At 35.5% G+C, this 16,641-nt stretch carries 14 protein-coding genes and 2 riboswitches; of the genes, 12 read left to right on the top strand and 2 right to left on the bottom strand.

The window, feature by feature from the left end; translation table 11 throughout:
• The first annotated feature begins 107 nt into the window (after nt 1-107).
• A riboswitch (Lysine riboswitch) is annotated at nt 108-288 on the top strand.
• 134 nt (nt 289-422) lie between these two features.
• The 6 genes from DEX24_RS02585 (at nt 423) to DEX24_RS02560 (ending at nt 7,247) form a co-directional block, all read left to right on the top strand.
• Nucleotides 423-1,886: an amino acid permease gene (locus DEX24_RS02585; RefSeq protein WP_109304836.1), complete on the top strand. Its 1,464-nt coding sequence runs from the start codon at nt 423-425 to the stop codon at nt 1,884-1,886.
• Nucleotides 1,887-2,202: 316 nt separating this feature from the next.
• Nucleotides 2,203-2,304: riboswitch (purine riboswitch) on the top strand.
• A gap of 115 nt (nt 2,305-2,419) precedes the next feature.
• Nucleotides 2,420-3,016: a xanthine phosphoribosyltransferase gene (locus tag DEX24_RS02580; RefSeq protein ID WP_373863544.1), complete on the top strand. Its 597-nt coding sequence runs from the start codon at nt 2,420-2,422 to the stop codon at nt 3,014-3,016.
• Between the two features lie 15 nt (nt 3,017-3,031).
• Nucleotides 3,032-4,378, top strand: coding sequence for a nucleobase:cation symporter-2 family protein (locus DEX24_RS02575; RefSeq protein WP_109304834.1), 1,347 nt, complete (start codon nt 3,032-3,034; stop codon nt 4,376-4,378).
• Between the two features lie 118 nt (nt 4,379-4,496).
• Nucleotides 4,497-5,354, top strand: a complete 858-nt coding sequence (locus DEX24_RS02570) for a helix-turn-helix domain-containing protein (RefSeq protein WP_109304833.1) — start codon at nt 4,497-4,499, stop codon at nt 5,352-5,354.
• A gap of 306 nt (nt 5,355-5,660) precedes the next feature.
• Nucleotides 5,661-6,635, top strand: coding sequence for a bile acid:sodium symporter family protein (locus DEX24_RS02565; protein ID WP_109304832.1), 975 nt, complete (start codon nt 5,661-5,663; stop codon nt 6,633-6,635).
• Between the two features lie 168 nt (nt 6,636-6,803).
• Nucleotides 6,804-7,247 carry a PaaI family thioesterase gene (locus DEX24_RS02560; protein WP_109304831.1) on the top strand — a complete coding sequence of 148 codons (444 nt, stop codon included), beginning with the start codon at nt 6,804-6,806 and terminating at the stop codon, nt 7,245-7,247.
• A 76-nt stretch (nt 7,248-7,323) separates the two neighbouring features.
• On the opposite strand, the gene DEX24_RS17655 is transcribed toward DEX24_RS02560, so the two are convergent.
• Complete coding sequence (locus tag DEX24_RS17655; RefSeq protein WP_281288152.1) at nt 7,324-7,575, bottom strand: transposase; 252 nt, start codon at nt 7,573-7,575, stop codon at nt 7,324-7,326.
• Between the two features lie 226 nt (nt 7,576-7,801).
• A complete protein-coding gene (locus tag DEX24_RS02550) occupies nt 7,802-8,362 on the bottom strand; it encodes an SLOG family protein (protein WP_109304830.1) in 561 nt (186 codons plus the stop codon).
• Nucleotides 8,363-8,806: 444 nt separating this feature from the next.
• On the opposite strand from DEX24_RS02550, the gene DEX24_RS02545 reads away from it, so the two are divergent.
• The 6 genes from DEX24_RS02545 (at nt 8,807) to DEX24_RS02520 (ending at nt 16,512) form a co-directional block, all read left to right on the top strand.
• Nucleotides 8,807-9,856 carry a 2,3-butanediol dehydrogenase gene (locus DEX24_RS02545; RefSeq protein ID WP_109304829.1) on the top strand — a complete coding sequence of 350 codons (1,050 nt, stop codon included), beginning with the start codon at nt 8,807-8,809 and terminating at the stop codon, nt 9,854-9,856.
• 125 nt (nt 9,857-9,981) lie between these two features.
• The gene (locus DEX24_RS02540) at nt 9,982-11,592 is read left to right on the top strand and encodes a helix-turn-helix domain-containing protein (RefSeq protein ID WP_109304828.1); all 1,611 of its coding nucleotides are present in this window, start codon (nt 9,982-9,984) and stop codon (nt 11,590-11,592) included.
• A 270-nt stretch (nt 11,593-11,862) separates the two neighbouring features.
• Nucleotides 11,863-12,915, top strand: coding sequence for a FecCD family ABC transporter permease (locus DEX24_RS02535; protein ID WP_109304827.1), 1,053 nt, complete (start codon nt 11,863-11,865; stop codon nt 12,913-12,915).
• A complete protein-coding gene (locus DEX24_RS02530) occupies nt 12,915-13,946 on the top strand; it encodes a FecCD family ABC transporter permease (RefSeq protein ID WP_109304826.1) in 1,032 nt (343 codons plus the stop codon). Before DEX24_RS02535 ends, DEX24_RS02530 begins: the two co-directional genes overlap by 1 nt.
• 22 nt (nt 13,947-13,968) lie before the next feature.
• Nucleotides 13,969-15,684, top strand: a complete 1,716-nt coding sequence (locus tag DEX24_RS02525) for an ABC transporter ATP-binding protein (RefSeq protein ID WP_109304825.1) — start codon at nt 13,969-13,971, stop codon at nt 15,682-15,684.
• A 12-nt stretch (nt 15,685-15,696) separates the two neighbouring features.
• Nucleotides 15,697-16,512, top strand: a complete 816-nt coding sequence (locus DEX24_RS02520; RefSeq protein ID WP_186819587.1) for an ABC transporter ATP-binding protein — start codon at nt 15,697-15,699, stop codon at nt 16,510-16,512.
• Nucleotides 16,513-16,641: the final 129 nt, after the last annotated feature.

Below are 16,641 nucleotides of genomic sequence, written 5' to 3'. Positions count from 1 at the left end.
ACACTTATATTTACCATAAAAATACATCAATTTAAGTCTTGAAAACAAAGTTGAATTGTATTAGAATAGTGTAATAGAAAAATAAATATTGCAATGCCTCATCCAATAGATGAGGTAGAGGTCGCAATAATCAACAGTAGTCCACAAGAGATGTTAGAGCATCGCTGACGGTGGATGAAAGGGTTTATTGCCGAAGTTTAAATATGCTCAATCATATTTAGGCTGGGGCTGTCGCTTAATAGGTGCAGAACTGTCACATTCGTGAGAATGTGTTGAGCTATCTTTTCAAGGTTGATGGGTAATTGTTTACAAAAAGCCATCCAAGACTTCTTGAGATGGTTTTTATTATTTCCTAGGAAATAATAACAATTTTCAGCTCATCCTTACAAGTTCCCTGCAATGATATGGAAAGAGGAGAATAAATGAGTCGCTTAGAAAATGGTCAAAGTGAAGAAATTGGCCTTAAAAGAGCATTAAAAAGTCGTCATATTACGATGATTTCTTTAGGTGGTACAATCGGAACAGGACTTTTATTAGCAAGTGGTAATTCAATTGCTGAAGCAGGTCCAGGTGGTGCACTAGTCGCTTATGGCATCATTGGTATTATGGTATTTTTCCTTATGACAAGCTTAGGTGAAATGGCTGCCTATATGCCTGTATCCGGTTCATTTAGTACGTATGCAACAAAATTTATCGATCCAGCGCTTGGTTTTGCACTCGGATGGAACTACTGGTATAACTGGGCTGTTACAATTGCCGCTGAAATTGCCGCTGTAACAATTGTTATGGCTTATTGGTTTCCAGATGCACCATCTTGGGTTTGGAGCTTAACGTTTTTACTTGTTATATTCGGTTTAAATTATTTATCTGTTAAAGCATTTGGTGAAAGTGAGTACTGGTTTGCATTAATTAAAGTGGTGACGATTATTATTTTCTTAATAATTAGCTGTTTAATGATTTTCGGAATTTTAGGAGGCAATGCGCCAGTAGGATTCACGAATTTCTTATCAGGTGATGGACCATTTCATGGAGGCTTTTTCGCAACGCTGGGTATTTTCTTAGCAGCAGGTTTTTCATTCCAAGGTACGGAGTTATTAGGTGTAACAGCTGGTGAAACAAAAAATCCTGAAAAATCAATTCCTAAAGCAATTAAATCAGTTTTTTGGCGTATCTTACTTTTTTATATTTTAGCCATTTTAGCAATTGGTTTATTGATTCCATATACGGATAGCAATTTAATTAATAATGGTGAAAATGTTACAACAAGTCCATTCACATTAGTATTTGAAAATGCAGGAATTGCATTTGCAGCTTCGATTATGAATGCAGTTGTATTAACGGCCATTTTATCAGCCGGTAATTCAGGTTTATATGCATCATCACGTATGTTGTGGAATTTAGCGATGGAAGGTAAAGCGCCTAAAGTTTTCAAAAAATTAAATCGTCGTGGTATTCCAACGGCAGCAATGATTGCAACATTAATTGTTGCATCGTTATCATTTTTAACATCTATTTTTGGTACGCAAGTATATACTTGGCTGTTAAGTGCATCTGGAATGTGTGGTTTTATCGCATGGTTAGGTATAGCAGCTAGTCATTATCGTTTCCGTAAAGCATTAGCAGCTCAACAAATCGATTTAGATACAGCGTTACCATATAAATCTAAATTTTTCCCATTTGGTCCTATCTTTGCTTTCTTGTTATGTGGTTTTATTGTAGTAGGTCAAAGTTATTTTGCCTTTGAAGGAGGTAAAGTAGATTGGTATGAAATCGCAGTATCCTATATCGGACTGCCGATTTTCGCAGCACTTTGGATTGGGTATAAAATCAAACATAAGACTAAAGTAGTGAAACTTACTGAAGCGGATATCACACCTCATAAATAAAAAATAAAAGGACATCAAATACATACTATTTGATGTCCTTTTGTCTATTATTTCCAATGGGAAATAATTAGATATGTAAAACAACGCATGAAAAGATGATTTGTCTTATCCGTATTTTTTTTATATTATATCTATTTTTTTCTCTAAAAGACTTCCATTCACGAACGATTTCGTATAATATAAAGGTAACGTTTGTATTGCGGCTTGAAAATAGCTGTATTACGATAATTCACTTAATTGCTGACTGAATATTTTTAATTTAAACATTCATCTTGTAATTATTATTTCCCGTGATATAATTTGTACATTCTAATCAAAACATAAATAAGCATTCACTCATATAATAGTGGGAATATGGCCTACGAGTATCTACCGATTCACCGTAAATGAATTGACTATGGGAAGCATCACTCATACTGTTTTTTAAGTGTATTTACGTATACATAAAATCAAACTCAAAGAGTACTTGCCCCTATCTACATGAACTGGCGCAAGTATACTTTGAGTTTTTTTATTTAAAACAACGACATGCAATGAATCAACGGAGGGAGTTCCTTATTGTGAAAGCATTACAGGACAAAATTATTAAAGACGGTAAAGTTTTATCAGCAGATGTACTAAAAGTAGATTCATTTTTAAATCATCAAATTGATCCACAATTAATGCAAGCTATTGGTCAAGAATTTGCAGATTTATATAAAGATGCAGGTCTGACAAAAATTGTTACGATTGAGTCGTCAGGTATTGCACCTTCTGTTATGGCAGGATTAATTTTAGGGATTCCAGTTATTTTTGCACGTAAACGTAAATCTGTTACATTAACAGATAATTTTTATTCAGCTCCTGTTTATTCATTTACGAAAAAAGAATCAAACGACATTTCAGTTTCTAAAGACTTTTTAAATAAAGAAGATGTAGTGCTAGTAATCGATGATTTCTTAGCAAATGGCGAAGCAGCAAAAGGTTTATTGTCAATCGTTGAACAAGCTGGTGCAATAACTAGCGGCATCGGCATTGTCATTGAAAAAGGTTTCCAACCTGGAGGCAAAGCACTTCGTGATGCGGGTCATCGTGTAGATTCATTAGCTATTATTTCTTCATTAGAAAACGGGAAAGTACAATTTGCTTAGGAGGCATTTTTTCAGATGAACAAGCTTAAACTAACGACTCTTGGACTGCAACATTTGCTGGCAATGTATGCTGGCGCGATTCTAGTACCAATGATTATTGGTAATGCATTAGGGTTTAACGCAAAACAATTAACGTATTTAGTGTCAATTGATATTATGATGTGTGGTGTTGCAACATTACTACAAGTAATGCGTGGTAAAGCTTTTGGTATCGGACTTCCGCTCGTTTTAGGTTGTACATTTACAGCCGTTATGCCGATTATTAGTATCGGTACAGATTATGGTTTAGGTTCAATTTATGGTGCGATTATCGCTTCAGGTGTAATCGTAGTATTAATCGGTGGTGTCTTTGGTTTACTTGTTAAATTATTCCCACCAATCGTAACAGGTTCGGTCGTAACGATTATCGGTATTACATTAATTCCAGTAGCATTTAACAATGCAGCAGGTGGTAATGCAGATGCTGCTGATTACGGCTCGGCTGAAAATGTCTTATTAGCATTAGGAACACTGTTGTTGATTGTTTTGTTTTACCGCTTTACAAAAGGTTTCTTCCGCTCGATTGCTATATTAGTTGGTTTGATTGTAGGAACATTCGTTGCTTCAATGCTTGGAAAAGTAAGTTTCCAAAATGTAGCAGATGCAGATTGGTTACATATGGTTCAACCGTTCTACTTTGGAACACCTGAATTTCATGCAGTGCCGATTATTACAATGACAATTGTCGCAATCGTTTCGTTAGTCGAATCAACGGGTTCCTATTTTGCACTTAGTGAAATGACGAAAACACCAATCAATAAAAAGTCATTAGCTCGAGGCTATCGCTCTGAAGGATTAGCATCAATTATTGGTGGTATTTTCAATGCATTCCCTTACACAGCATTTTCTCAAAATGTTGGTTTAATGCAATTAACAGGCGTGAAAAATCGTTCTGTTATCGTGATTATGAGTATTATGCTGATCATTCTTGGTTTCCTACCAAAAGTAGCGGCATTGGTAACCATCATTCCAACACCAGTACTTGGTGGTGCTATGATTGCGATGTTTGGTATGGTTATTTCACAAGGTGTTAAAATGCTTGGTCGTGCTGTTTCTGAATCTGAAGGAAATACGATGGTCATTGCTTGTTCATTAGCGATGGGTCTTGGCATTACTGTTCAACCTACTATTTTCAATTTCCTACCTGAAAAAGTAAGTATTTTGACGAGTAATGGTATTGTCGCAGGTTCTTTAACAGCAATCATCATGAATATTATTTTTAATATGATTCCTTGGCGTCGAGATGTCAAAGAAGTCGATGAAATGGCAACGCTTGAAACACCAGAGTTAATAGAAAAACAAGCAGTATCAATTGAAAAATAGCTTTTTAGAATAATCCCTTAGAGTTTTTATTATCTAAGGGTATTTTTTTTGAAAATTTAGAGGATTCACGCTATATTTTATAGAAGTAATAAAAGTGTAGAAAATAGAGGTGAAATAAATGGAGTTTGGTACTATATTAAAAGAAATTCGTTTAAATCGTGGGTATAGTCAACTAAATGTATCACACAAAATTATTTCACAAGGTGCTTATTCTAAAATAGAAGCAGGAACACGTGATTTAGCAGCTGTTGATTTTATAAAAATTGCCAAAAGATTAAATTTAACACCAGATGAAATCGAATTTATAAGCAATGGTTATGAACATAATACGAAAAGACAACTTATAAAATCATTTTTCAAGTTAAACTATAATGATCCAGAAAAACTCAATCAAATAAAAGAACAAGCAATGAATTATTTGAAGATTGCAGATGACGTGGAAATACGAGAAGTCTATTTGTTATGTGAAGCACAAATCATTATTTCAGATACAGAGGATTTTGACAAAGCGCGTAAGCTAATTGAACCGATTTGGTTGAGATTAAAAACGTATGACCAATGGTATTTACACGATATGCGTTTAATTAATATGATGTTAATTTTATATCCATTAGATATCGCCATTGCTTTTACACAGCGTGTATTGACTCGTTTGGAAGATTATAAAGCGCATGATGATGTAGAACAATATCGTGATTTATACAATATAAATCTGGCATTATTATTCATTAAAGCTGGGCGCTATCATGAGGCACTTCAGTTAATCGAAAATCGTTTGAAAAATCGCAAACATATGACATATACGATGTTAGCCCTCAATCTATCCAGGCGAGCAATTTGTAAAAAAAAATTAAATTTTACAGATAGCTACAAGGATCATCAACAAGCTAAAAATGTGCTACAAGCCTATGAAGCAACTGATTTATTATTGCGTATTGAAGAAGAATATAACAAGTATACCTCTACTAATCTGTAGAGGTATTTTTGACATTCTAGGCTATTTGTTAGGTACTTCAAACAATACGATATATACTCAACGCCTTCAGTGGGCTTTACTTCAATTAAATGCCGCTTTATATGTTGGAAATTGGATGGCTAGGATAAAGAACTAGGGGTGTATTCGTCCGAACCAATAGAAAAATAGTGTGATATGAAGGAAGCAAATCATGTCAACATAATAGGTGACGTCGGACTATTTTTTTTATAGCAAAATAATATTGGAATTTTCAGAATATTTAATGTAATATAGTGTGTAATCAGATTATTTAGGAGGAACAGATAGATGAAAAGTGTTCAATCACTCGGTAAATTCTTAGGTAGCACGTTTGCCATCTGGGTTGTTATTGCAGCAGCAGTTGCGATGGTTTGGCCATCACAATTTACAGGAATCGCACCATATGTTTCGATTTTACTTGGCATTATTATGTTTGGTATGGGTATGACATTAACATTAAAAGATTTTAAATTGGTCTTATCACATCCAAAATCGATTTTAGTAGGTGTATTTGCACAATATTTAATCATGCCTGGTTTGGCATTCTTATTAGCAAAAGCGATGAATTTACCTCCTGAAATTGCTGTAGGTGTTATTTTAATAGGTGCATGTCCAGGAGGTACTGCATCAAATGTTATGACATTTTTAGCGAAAGGCAATACAGCACTATCAGTAACCATCACCTCGATCACAACATTGTTGGCTCCAATTTTAACACCAGCCATTGTTTATTTAATGGCATCACAGTGGATTTCAGTATCAGCATCAGCCATGTTTATTTCTGTTTTCAAAATCGTTTTAGTACCCATTATTTTAGGGGTAATTGTGAAAATAATTTTAAAGGAACGTTCAGAAGCAGCAACAGATATTATGCCGATTATTTCAATAATTGGGATCGTAATTATTGTAGCATCTGTCGTATCCAATAGTCGTGAACAAATTATTTCAAATGGTATTTTTATTTTCATCGTTGTTATTCTACATAATGGCTTAGGTTTATTATTAGGCTTCTTAACAGCGCGTATGTTCAAATTAAGTTATCGTGATCAAAAGGCTATTTCAATAGAAGTAGGTATGCAAAATTCAGCTTTAGGTGCTACGCTTGCCATGTTACATTTTGGCCCAATGGTCGCCGTTCCAAGTGCGATAGCAAGTGTTTGGCATAATATTTCTGGTCCAATTATTGCCGCATATTGGAGTAAAAAGGCGGATAAGATAAATACAGAAGAAGCATTTATAGTGACTAAAGAACTGAAGGAATAAAAATAGCAGGGTTTTAGCATAATATTTATCATATGCTGAAGCCTTTTGTTTTGATTTTTCTCCTATATTTGGGTAATGTCATGTAAAGGTACTTACATCATTAAGAAGTATACATAGATTTGACCTCATTGCATTGTCTTCGCGAAATGATAAATGGAGGTATTAACAATGAAAACATTGTATGAACTTCAAGAAAAAGTGGCTTCTGGGCATACAGTTGCACCAATCGCTGATTTATTGGGCGTTGATATTGTAGCAGTTGAAGTTGGAAAAGTGACAGTGGCAATTGATATTAAGCCGGAGCATTACAATCCTATGGGGACTTTACATGGCGGGGTAATTTGTGATATCGCTGATATGGCAATGGGACTCACATTATTTAGTGTGTTAGAAGAAGGCGAGCTATTTACGACGATTGAGCTCAAATTAAATTTTTTAAAACCAATTTGGTCTGGTAGATTGACTGCAGAAGGACGTATTATCAAAAAAGGAAAAAAAATCGCACTCTTAGAAAGTACAGTTGTAGATGAAGTGGGGAGTATCGTAGCCCACTCGACGAGTTCGTTGATGATTATTGTAGGCGATGAAGAAGGAAGGCGTACAAAAATATAAAAGTATAAAAAAACCGCTCTGTGTCAAATGTTGGGGTGAATGAAATTGGATTTTCAATTTCATTCACCTTTTTCATTTAGCCCAGATGTAAACCAACTTCTTTATACTTTAATGTTAGTAAGATCTTCGCTCTAAATCGTTCAAATCGTTTAAAACCATATGCATTTCGTTTCATTACTTTCGTTTTGTTATTAATACCTTTTAAAAAGCCATTCGATTTTTTGGCCCAATCAAACCATTTTAAATGATTCATTTTTTGTATGCGATCATCATGTACTTTCGCAGTAATGGACTGACAAGCTGGACAAATATGTGAACGCTTCGGCATTTCTATAAAAAGAGCATACTTGCCCTCAATTTCTTCAACTTTTGTGATTAAAAGAAATGGCGAGGACTCCTGCCGAAAAACAAGTAGTAAGCAATCCTTTATTTGTCGGCGGAAAGCTCTCGCTATTTCTAATTGTCTAAAACATGAGTTGTTTTAATACCCCAACATATATAATAGAACCAAAAAAGCCGCTAAATTAGCTCTAAATAGAAGCCAGTTTAGCGGTTTATTCCTGCCATTCTTCTTGTTGGATTTCATCGGCAATCGACTGTAAATCATAGGCATCAATTGTGTAAATGGGGTACTCATTTGTCTCAGAAAATTTTTCTGCCAATTGTTTTATATAGATGGGTGAACCTTCATTCTCTTCATCATAAACGATTAATAATGCATCAGAATGCGTGATGAAAAATTTATTTTTTTCTACGAATTGCCATGGCGCTTCATAGGGTCTATTGGTGAGACTAGTAACAAAATCAGCTGCTTGTATGATCGCATTATATTTTTCTTTTTTCGAATCATTCCAATTTTTTTCTTGTTCTAAGAAGGGTGTCATAACAGCATATTTGAGCTGTGGATAATCATCTTTTAAGGCCCATATTATTTCTGCTGTCCAGGCTTCAACTCCCAGTTGCCCGCTGATAAGCACCCATTCGAGACCATCTTCTAACAAGGTGATTAATCGTTCTGTTAACGCATGTTTAATAACAGGAATGCCGGCATGATCATCATTGAAAATGCCTAATTCATGTGCTTTGTAGCCCGTAATGGTTATTTTTTTAATCATAATTAACCCCCTAAATTACTTGAATAAAGTCATCGTTAAAGTGAAAATAAGATAACCAAATGATAGTGCTATAAGTAGTATATTAAAGTTTGTCTGTTGATTTTTTCTTGTATTTCTACTATAAAAAAATAAATTTATGAATAGAATAATTAAAAATAGCGGTATGAAATAATAACCTAATAAAGATAAATTCAATAAAACATCCTCCAAAATTGATAAATTAGTGACCATATACAAACAGGATAAATCAAAAAAATAAGTTTTCGTATAAGTATATGCTACTCATTTACTCATTTTTAATATGAGAAAAACGGTATAGTAGTTGTAAAAAGAAAAAATTACCCTTACTATGTAGGTGTATCAAAATCTATTCTTCTCATGATTTCCACTATGTAATACAAAGTGAAGTTCTAAGAAGATTATACACTATTGGAGGAATTGACAATGAAAGCAGCAGTGTGGCATGGCCTAAAAGATATTCGTATTGAAGAGCGTGAACTCAAGGAATTGAGAGATGATGAAGTAACTGTTCGCGTAGCTTGGGCAGGAATTTGCGGTTCGGATTTACATGAATATCAAGAAGGACCCGTTTTCGTACCAGTTGATGCTCCAGATGCTTTAACCGGTGAAGTAGCACCATTAATAATGGGACATGAATTTGCAGGTGTAGTTGAAAAAATAGGTAGAGATGTAACAGCGTATAAGGTGGGCGATCGTGTAGTTGTAAATCCAACGATTACGCATCGTGAAAAACCAGAAGATGTAGATTGTTATGATGGATTTAGCTTCATTGGTTTGCATGGAGACGGTGGTTTCACAAAATTTGCAAATGCACCGCAACATAATATATATAAATTACCGGAATCATTAACTTTACAAGATGGGGCACTAGTTGAACCGACTGCAGTAGCCGTTCAAGCGATTAAAGAAGGTAAAATGCAATTCGGTGACACCGTGGCGGTTTTTGGAGCTGGTCCGATTGGATTACTAACAATAATCGCAGCAAAAGCAGCAGGTGCTAGTAAAATTATTGTTTTTGATTTAGCAGAATTCCGTTTAGAAAAGGCACTTGAATTAGGTGCTACTCATATTTTCAACTCAAGTAAAGTAAATCCAGTAGAAGCGGTGAAAAGTGTCGTACCAGCGGGCGTTGATGTAACATTTGAAGTCGCTGGTGTAGGGCCAACATTTAAATCATCAATTGATGTAACACGTCCTAGAGGAACAGTCGTCATCGTATCCATTTTTGCTCGTCCAATCGAATGGAATCCGATGATGTTGACGAATACAGGTGTCAAAGTAACATCAACAATAGCATATACACCAACTTCATTCCAACAAACGATTGATTTAATGGGGACAGGCCAATTAAAACCGCAGGGAATCATTACTTCTCAAATTACTTTAGACACTATTGTAGAAAAAGGTTTTGAAGCCCTAACAAATGATAAAACACAAGCAAAAATCTTAGTAGAATTAAGCGGTGAAATGTAAGTAATTCGATGATTTATAGTAACCAACTTTTTATAGCAATAGCTATAAAAAGTTGGTTATTTTTATTATTAACAATTTATCAAAACTTTATATTGTATTTAATAGGTAATACAAGTAGAATTTAAATGAGAATCATAATCAATTGGGTAGGTGACGAGATGTCGATTGTGCAAAATATATTTCGTTTTGAAAAAATAGAAGAACGAGTCCTCTTGCCATATGATAGTATGCAACTAATAAAATCATCTAATAGCTTATTGACAGTTGTATCGGGTATGGCGGAACTAAATGGTACGATTACTTTAGGTCTTACTTCGGTGTATATTAGTAATATGGGTGTAGTTATGGAGTTGAGAAATAATGGAGAAAAACCATTTGTTTTTCGAGTATCAAGTTTTACATCATTTATTTTAAGGCAAGATGATCGACAGCAATTATGCTATGAATTAATGCGAGAGTATGTTAATTATGAGGGGTTATTTTATCATAAGGCCTCCAATAAAGTACGTAAAGTAAGTGAAGCATTATTTAAAGAACAACAAATACCTCAACAAGCTCATTTATTGTATAAATTAATACATACAATTGAAGAGGAATATAAACTGCAAAAAAATCATGTAGTAGAAATTTCTTTTCAAAGCGTTTTAGCATATATTTCTAAACATTCACATGAAGCATTGAAAAGAGATGAGATTGCAAATTATTTTGGTTATCATCCAAATTATTTTTCTAAAAGAATAAAAAAAGAAACAGGTTGGAGTTTTTCAGATTATTTAGCACATATACGCTTGGATAAGGCAAAAGTATTACTACTAAATCGCAATTTAACAATTGCTGATATTGCTCGTAAAGTAGGTTATCAAGATGGTTTATATTTGAGTAGAAAGTTTCGTAAACTAACTGGTATTACTCCGTCAGAATTTCGTGCATTCAAAAATTATAAGCGGATTTTCACTTTTCAATTTACGGGTTCATTATTGGCAGCAGGAATAACACCTGTTGGCACACTTAGTTGGGCAGGCAATTTACCACCATATATCGTACAACAATTAGATACGACGCAACTAATCAAAAATGGGGATTTCCCTTCTTTTGAGCAATTGAGAAACATGTCTTTGGATTTAATTATTGGACCATCCTATTTGTATGCACATCCACAGTTGATTGAAGAATTGGAAAAAATAGCACCGGTATTCATTCTCGAATGGGATCAAATCGATCGTATTGTAGAAGTTGAGACGATTGCAGCGATGATGGGGACAGAAAATAGTGCTGAAGAATGGCGAGAAAATTATTTAGCAGAAGTTGAAATGGGCAAAAGTCTATTACAACCCTTAATTGAGAGCGGAGAAACTGTCGGTGTTTTTGAGTTGCGTGAAGACGAACAAGTAGGCATTTGGCGATCTTCAGCAAGAGGTGCGTACAATATTTATGAACAGCTTAAATTAGTGCCGCCTCCATCAATTCAAGATGAAGTATTAACACCAAATAGGCACTTAATAATTGATGAATATCGCATATCCTCTTATGCAGCGGATCATATGCTTGTTATCGTACATTCGGAGGAGCAAGGAAGGCGGCTATTGGAGTCTGATTATTGGTGTTCAGTACGCCAACGTTATAATAGTAAAGTATATATATTACAGTTAGAAGATTTTTGGGCAAGTGAGGGAGTTTTTTTATCTCATCAATTGGCCATTCAAATAAACAAACTTGTAAACGGAGATTTTATATAATTAAAGGCTATGGTCGATATGTAGTAATCGACCATAGCCTTTTTATATGGATTTTTGTGCATAAAATGATGTAATAGTACAAAAATCCATCCATAATATATTACAAAATACTATATTTATTATAGAAAACGATTGCTACAATTGAAAATAGTTATCAATTAGATAGCTAGAACAAGTAAGAAAGAAAATAAATAGAATTAGAAATGATTTTCTTTTTTTTATCTCTAAATGAGAATCATTATTAATTACAGATGGTAGGGCGGCAATAGGATGACGAAACAAGCGATACATATGGATGACTTGATTGAAAAAGATAAGGATACAACTGCGAGACCTGTAGTAGCCATATTCGTCATGTTGTTTGGCTTATTAATACTTATTCTCAGCATGTTAGTCGCACTGCTTTATGGTGCTGCAGATGTTGGTATTACAGCGATTTTTGATGCGATTTTTCATTATGATAAAACGAATAGTAATCATCAAGTCATTCGCGATCTGCGCCTACCGAGAATTATTGGAGCAGCCTTAGTAGGTGCAAGTTTTGCAGTAGCTGGTGCGATTATGCAAGGAATGACAAGAAACCCGTTAGCTGATTCGGGGTTGCTTGGTATAAATGCTGGAGCAGTACTTGTCATGGCGATTAGCTTTGCATTTTTCCCAGGTCTACCTTATTACTATTTAATACTCTTTTCATTTATTGGAGCAGCGGTGAGTGCCAGTCTTGTATTTGGCGTTGGCTCACTAGCACAAGGCGGTTTAACGCCATTACGTCTAGTATTGGCTGGTACGGCAGTAAGCGCTCTGTTTAGTGCATTAAGTGAGGGTATTGCTTTGAATTTTAGGGTTGGACAAGATTTAGCTTTTTGGTATGCCGGTGGTGTAGCAGGAACGACATGGTTACAACTTCAAGTAATGCTACCTGTCGTTTTAATTATGATTATTGGAGCCGTTATTATTTCCAAGTCTGTAACGCTACTAAGCTTAGGGGAGGATATTGCAGCAGGTTTGGGCATGAATACGCGAGTGGTTAAAATTGCTGGAACATTAATCGTGTTAGTACTTGCAGGTACAGCGGTATCCGTTGTTGGTGCCGTAGGTTTTGTCGGGTTAATTGTCCCACATGTAACACGCTATATTGTTGGCGTAGACTATCGTTTTATCATTCCTTGTGCCGCAATTATTGGTGCTATTCTTCTTGTGTTAGCAGATTTAATTGCGCGTACAATCAATGCACCATATGAAACACCAATTGGTGCGTTAATTGCTTTAATTGGTGTGCCTTTCTTCCTTTACTTAGCTAGAAAAGAAAGGAGAGAGCTATAATGACCACTGTTGATTTTACAAAGAGTTATAGAGCACGTAAAAAGCGAGCAATGATTGTATTAAGTATTTTTGCACTGCTTATTCTTCTTACATTTATCGTGAGTATGAATACCGGTTTCATTAAATTAACACCCTATGAGCTACTAAAAACAATAATGGGGCATGGTACGGCACAGCAAGAGCTTATTTTATTTGAATTTCGTCTCCCTCGCATCGTGATATCAATTATTGTAGGAGCATCATTAGCTGTTTCTGGCTGCGTGATGCAGGGATTTTCAAGAAATGCATTGGCGGATCCAGGTATTTTGGGTATCAATGCGGGAGCTGGGTTGGCTGTTATTGTATATATTTCATTTATCCCAATTGAATCGACATCATCGGTTATGTTATTACCGGTTTTAGCTTGGCTTGGAGCGGGTGCAACGGCAGCAATTATTTATGCACTAGCCTATAAACGTAATGATGGGTTGTCACCTACACGCCTATTATTGACAGGTATTGCGATTGCAGCAGCTATTAGTGCTGCAATGATTGTTCTCACTTTAAAATTGTCACCAGAGCAGTATAATTTTGTCGCAAAATGGATGGCAGGTAGTATTTGGGGTTCGAATTGGAAATACGTAGCATCTATACTGCCATTCTTCATCGTGTTATTACCCTATGTTATCTATAAATCTCATATTTTAAATATATTAAATATGGGAGATCAACTATCAACTGGTTTAGGTGTCGACGTCGAAAAGCAACGTCGCATGCTTTTAGCAGCTGCAGTGGGACTTGCTGGTTCTGCAGTATCCATAAGTGGTGGTATTGGCTTTGTTGGACTGATTGCGCCCCATTTAGTGCGTCGCTTAATTGGACCACAGCACCAATTTTTACTACCGGGTTCTGCTTTAGCAGGTGGTTTACTTGTGTTAGTAGCCGATACACTTGGGCGTTGGATGATTCAGCCATCTGAAATTCCCGCAGGTATTATTGTGGCTTGTATAGGTGCCCCTTACTTCCTTTATTTATTGGCAAAATCAAAATAATTTACTTTGGAAGGAATGTATTATGTTAAAAAAATTCTTTTCTTTTTATAAACCGTATAAGTGGCTTTTTATTGTGGATTTTTCATGTGCTATTTTAGCTGCCGCTCTAGAACTAAGCTTCCCTTTAGCGGTCAATCGTGTCATTGATATCTATTTACCAGAAGGAAACTGGAATACGATTCTATTTGCTTGTACAGGTTTATTAGGTATTTTCTTATTGAGTTCCTTTTTTCATTATATCGTGACCTATTGGGGGCATATGCTCGGTATTAATATTGAATCTGATATGCGAAGTCAGGCTTTTAATCAAGTACAAAAACTATCATTTGGTTTTTTTGACAATAATAAAACCGGTCATCTTGTATCAAGAATGACAAATGATTTAATGGATATCGGTGAAATAGCCCATCATGGACCAGAAGATTTGTTCATCGCCTTTATGACACTAATTGGAGCCTTTAGTTTAATGATGATGATCAATCCACAACTAGCAATCCTTACTTTTATTGTTATCCCATTTTTAATTGTTTTATCCATTTTTTTCAGTCGAAAAATGGCAAAAACATTCGATCGTTTTTTCAAAGATATTGCTGATTTTAATGCGCGTGTTGCCAATAATGTTAGCGGTATTCGTGTTGTTAAAGCATTTTCAAATGAAAATCATGAAATAGCTCAATTTAGTGTCAACAATGAACGTTTTCGTACGACGAAGCTTGTCGCATACAAAGTGATGGCATGGAACGCTGCGATTAGTCATTTCTTAATCAAAGCTGTATCCATTTTTGTTTTGGCATGTGGTACATGGTTTGTCATTGAGGGGAAGATGACTTTTGGTGAATTTATGGCATTCATTTTATTATCTGCCATTTTTGTTGGGCCAATTAATCAAATAAATGCGGTTATTGAAACGTATCCAAAAGGGATTGCTGGTTTTAAGCGTTTTATAAATTTACTTGAAACAGCACAAGATGTCCCAGATGCCAAAGATGCACGTGAAGTTGAGACACTTCATGGTGATATTGCTTACAATAATGTGACTTTTGGTTATACAGATGACAAAAATATTTTGACTGAGTGTAGCTTTGCTATTAAACAAGGTCAATCTGTAGCTTTTGTTGGTCCTTCAGGAGGAGGGAAAACGACAATTTGTAGTTTATTGCCACGTTTTTATGATGTAACAGAAGGTTCTATTACAATTGATGGCATTGATATACGGGACATGACACAGCAATCTTTGCGACAGCAAATCGGTATCGTACAACAAGATGTGTTTTTGTTTGATGGGTCAATTCAGGAAAATATTGCATATGGCAAATTGGATGCAACACGCGATGAAATTTGGCAAGCAGCACGTCAAGCACAGCTCGAAGAACTAATTTTAGCACAGCCAAATGGTATGGATACGCTGATTGGTGAGCGAGGTGTCAAATTATCTGGTGGCCAAAAACAACGTTTATCGATCGCACGTATGTTTTTGAAAAATCCTCCTATTTTAATTTTAGATGAAGCTACATCTGCACTTGATACAGAAACAGAGGCGGCAATTCAGCTTGCTCTGAGTAAATTATCACATGGTCGCACTACTTTAATCATCGCACATCGTCTCGCAACGATTCGTCATGTTGATCGTATCATTGTTGTGACAAAAAATGGCATAGAACAACAGGGGACACACGATGAATTATTGCGCTTAGGTGGTGATTATAGTCGTCTTCACGAAGCACAATTTCAACTTTAGGAGGTATCAATTATGACAAATCGCTTAAAAACAATGGATCTCACCATTGGTTATGAAAATCATATAATCGTTCATGACTTAAATATTACGATTCCACATGGCAAGATAACAGCGCTTGTTGGTGCAAATGGCTCAGGTAAATCGACAATCTTAAAAACGATGGCGCGCCTCATGAAACCAACATCAGGAGGCGTAACATTAGACGGTCAATTAATCCATAAAAAATCGACGAAAGAAGTAGCGAAAGATTTAGCGATACTACCTCAAAATCCTTCTGCTCCAGATGGTTTAACTGTTTATGAACTAATCAGTTATGGACGTTTTCCACATCATAAAGGAATGGGAACTTTAACGAAGGAAGATCGAAAAATTATTCATTGGGCGATTGAAGTAACAGGCATGTCTGTTTTTTATAATCGCAGTGTTGACCAACTATCTGGCGGTCAACGTCAAAGAGCGTGGATTGCAATGGCATTGGCTCAGCAAACAGATATTTTATTTTTGGATGAGCCGACAACATTTTTAGACATGGCACATCAGTTAGAGGTTTTGCAGTTACTAAAGCAATTGAATGAACAAGAAGGACGTACGATTATAATGGTCGTTCATGATTTAAATCATGCTACAAAATACGCACATCATGTTATTGCTATAAAGGAGGGAACAGTGGTCAGCAGTGGGGAATCCAATGAAGTGGTAACACAAGACGTATTGCGTAAAGTATTTGGTATCGAGGCGGATATTATAACAGATCCTCGGACAGGCAAACCAATCTGTTTGCCCTATGAACTAGCGCACCAACAAGGTAAGGAGTCAGTAACGGTATGATACGGATCCATCACATTAGGATGATTGCTGAGCGTGTATGTATTTGTACTAAATGAAACGAAGACATATTTTAGCAAGTCACTATCAGTAGGCCAATAATTAGAGGGATGTATAAGATACCTAAAACAT

The sequence above is a fragment of the Kurthia sibirica genome, assembly GCF_003143975.1.
Taxonomy (GTDB): domain Bacteria; phylum Bacillota; class Bacilli; order Bacillales_A; family Planococcaceae; genus Kurthia; species Kurthia sibirica.
The sequence above is the reverse complement of the archived record's forward strand: the minus strand, read 5'-3'. Positions and strand labels throughout refer to the sequence as shown.

Excerpts from the sequence above, each read along its gene's own strand:
- DEX24_RS02585 (WP_109304836.1), top strand. The coding sequence starts at position 423 with ATGAGTCGCTTAGAAAATGGTCAAAGTGAAGAAATTGGCCTTAAAAGA.
- DEX24_RS02580 (WP_373863544.1), top strand. The coding sequence starts at position 2,420 with ATGAATCAACGGAGGGAGTTCCTTATTGTGAAAGCATTACAGGACAAA.
- DEX24_RS02575 (WP_109304834.1), top strand. The coding sequence starts at position 3,032 with ATGAACAAGCTTAAACTAACGACTCTTGGACTGCAACATTTGCTGGCA.
- DEX24_RS02570 (WP_109304833.1), top strand. The coding sequence starts at position 4,497 with ATGGAGTTTGGTACTATATTAAAAGAAATTCGTTTAAATCGTGGGTAT.
- DEX24_RS02565 (WP_109304832.1), top strand. The coding sequence starts at position 5,661 with ATGAAAAGTGTTCAATCACTCGGTAAATTCTTAGGTAGCACGTTTGCC.
- DEX24_RS02560 (WP_109304831.1), top strand. The coding sequence starts at position 6,804 with ATGAAAACATTGTATGAACTTCAAGAAAAAGTGGCTTCTGGGCATACA.
- DEX24_RS17655 (WP_281288152.1), bottom strand. The coding sequence starts at position 7,575 with ATGCCGAAGCGTTCACATATTTGTCCAGCTTGTCAGTCCATTACTGCG.
- DEX24_RS02550 (WP_109304830.1), bottom strand. The coding sequence starts at position 8,362 with ATGATTAAAAAAATAACCATTACGGGCTACAAAGCACATGAATTAGGC.
- DEX24_RS02545 (WP_109304829.1), top strand. The coding sequence starts at position 8,807 with ATGAAAGCAGCAGTGTGGCATGGCCTAAAAGATATTCGTATTGAAGAG.
- DEX24_RS02540 (WP_109304828.1), top strand. The coding sequence starts at position 9,982 with ATGAGAATCATAATCAATTGGGTAGGTGACGAGATGTCGATTGTGCAA.
- DEX24_RS02535 (WP_109304827.1), top strand. The coding sequence starts at position 11,863 with ATGACGAAACAAGCGATACATATGGATGACTTGATTGAAAAAGATAAG.
- DEX24_RS02530 (WP_109304826.1), top strand. The coding sequence starts at position 12,915 with ATGACCACTGTTGATTTTACAAAGAGTTATAGAGCACGTAAAAAGCGA.
- DEX24_RS02525 (WP_109304825.1), top strand. The coding sequence starts at position 13,969 with ATGTTAAAAAAATTCTTTTCTTTTTATAAACCGTATAAGTGGCTTTTT.
- DEX24_RS02520 (WP_186819587.1), top strand. The coding sequence starts at position 15,697 with ATGACAAATCGCTTAAAAACAATGGATCTCACCATTGGTTATGAAAAT.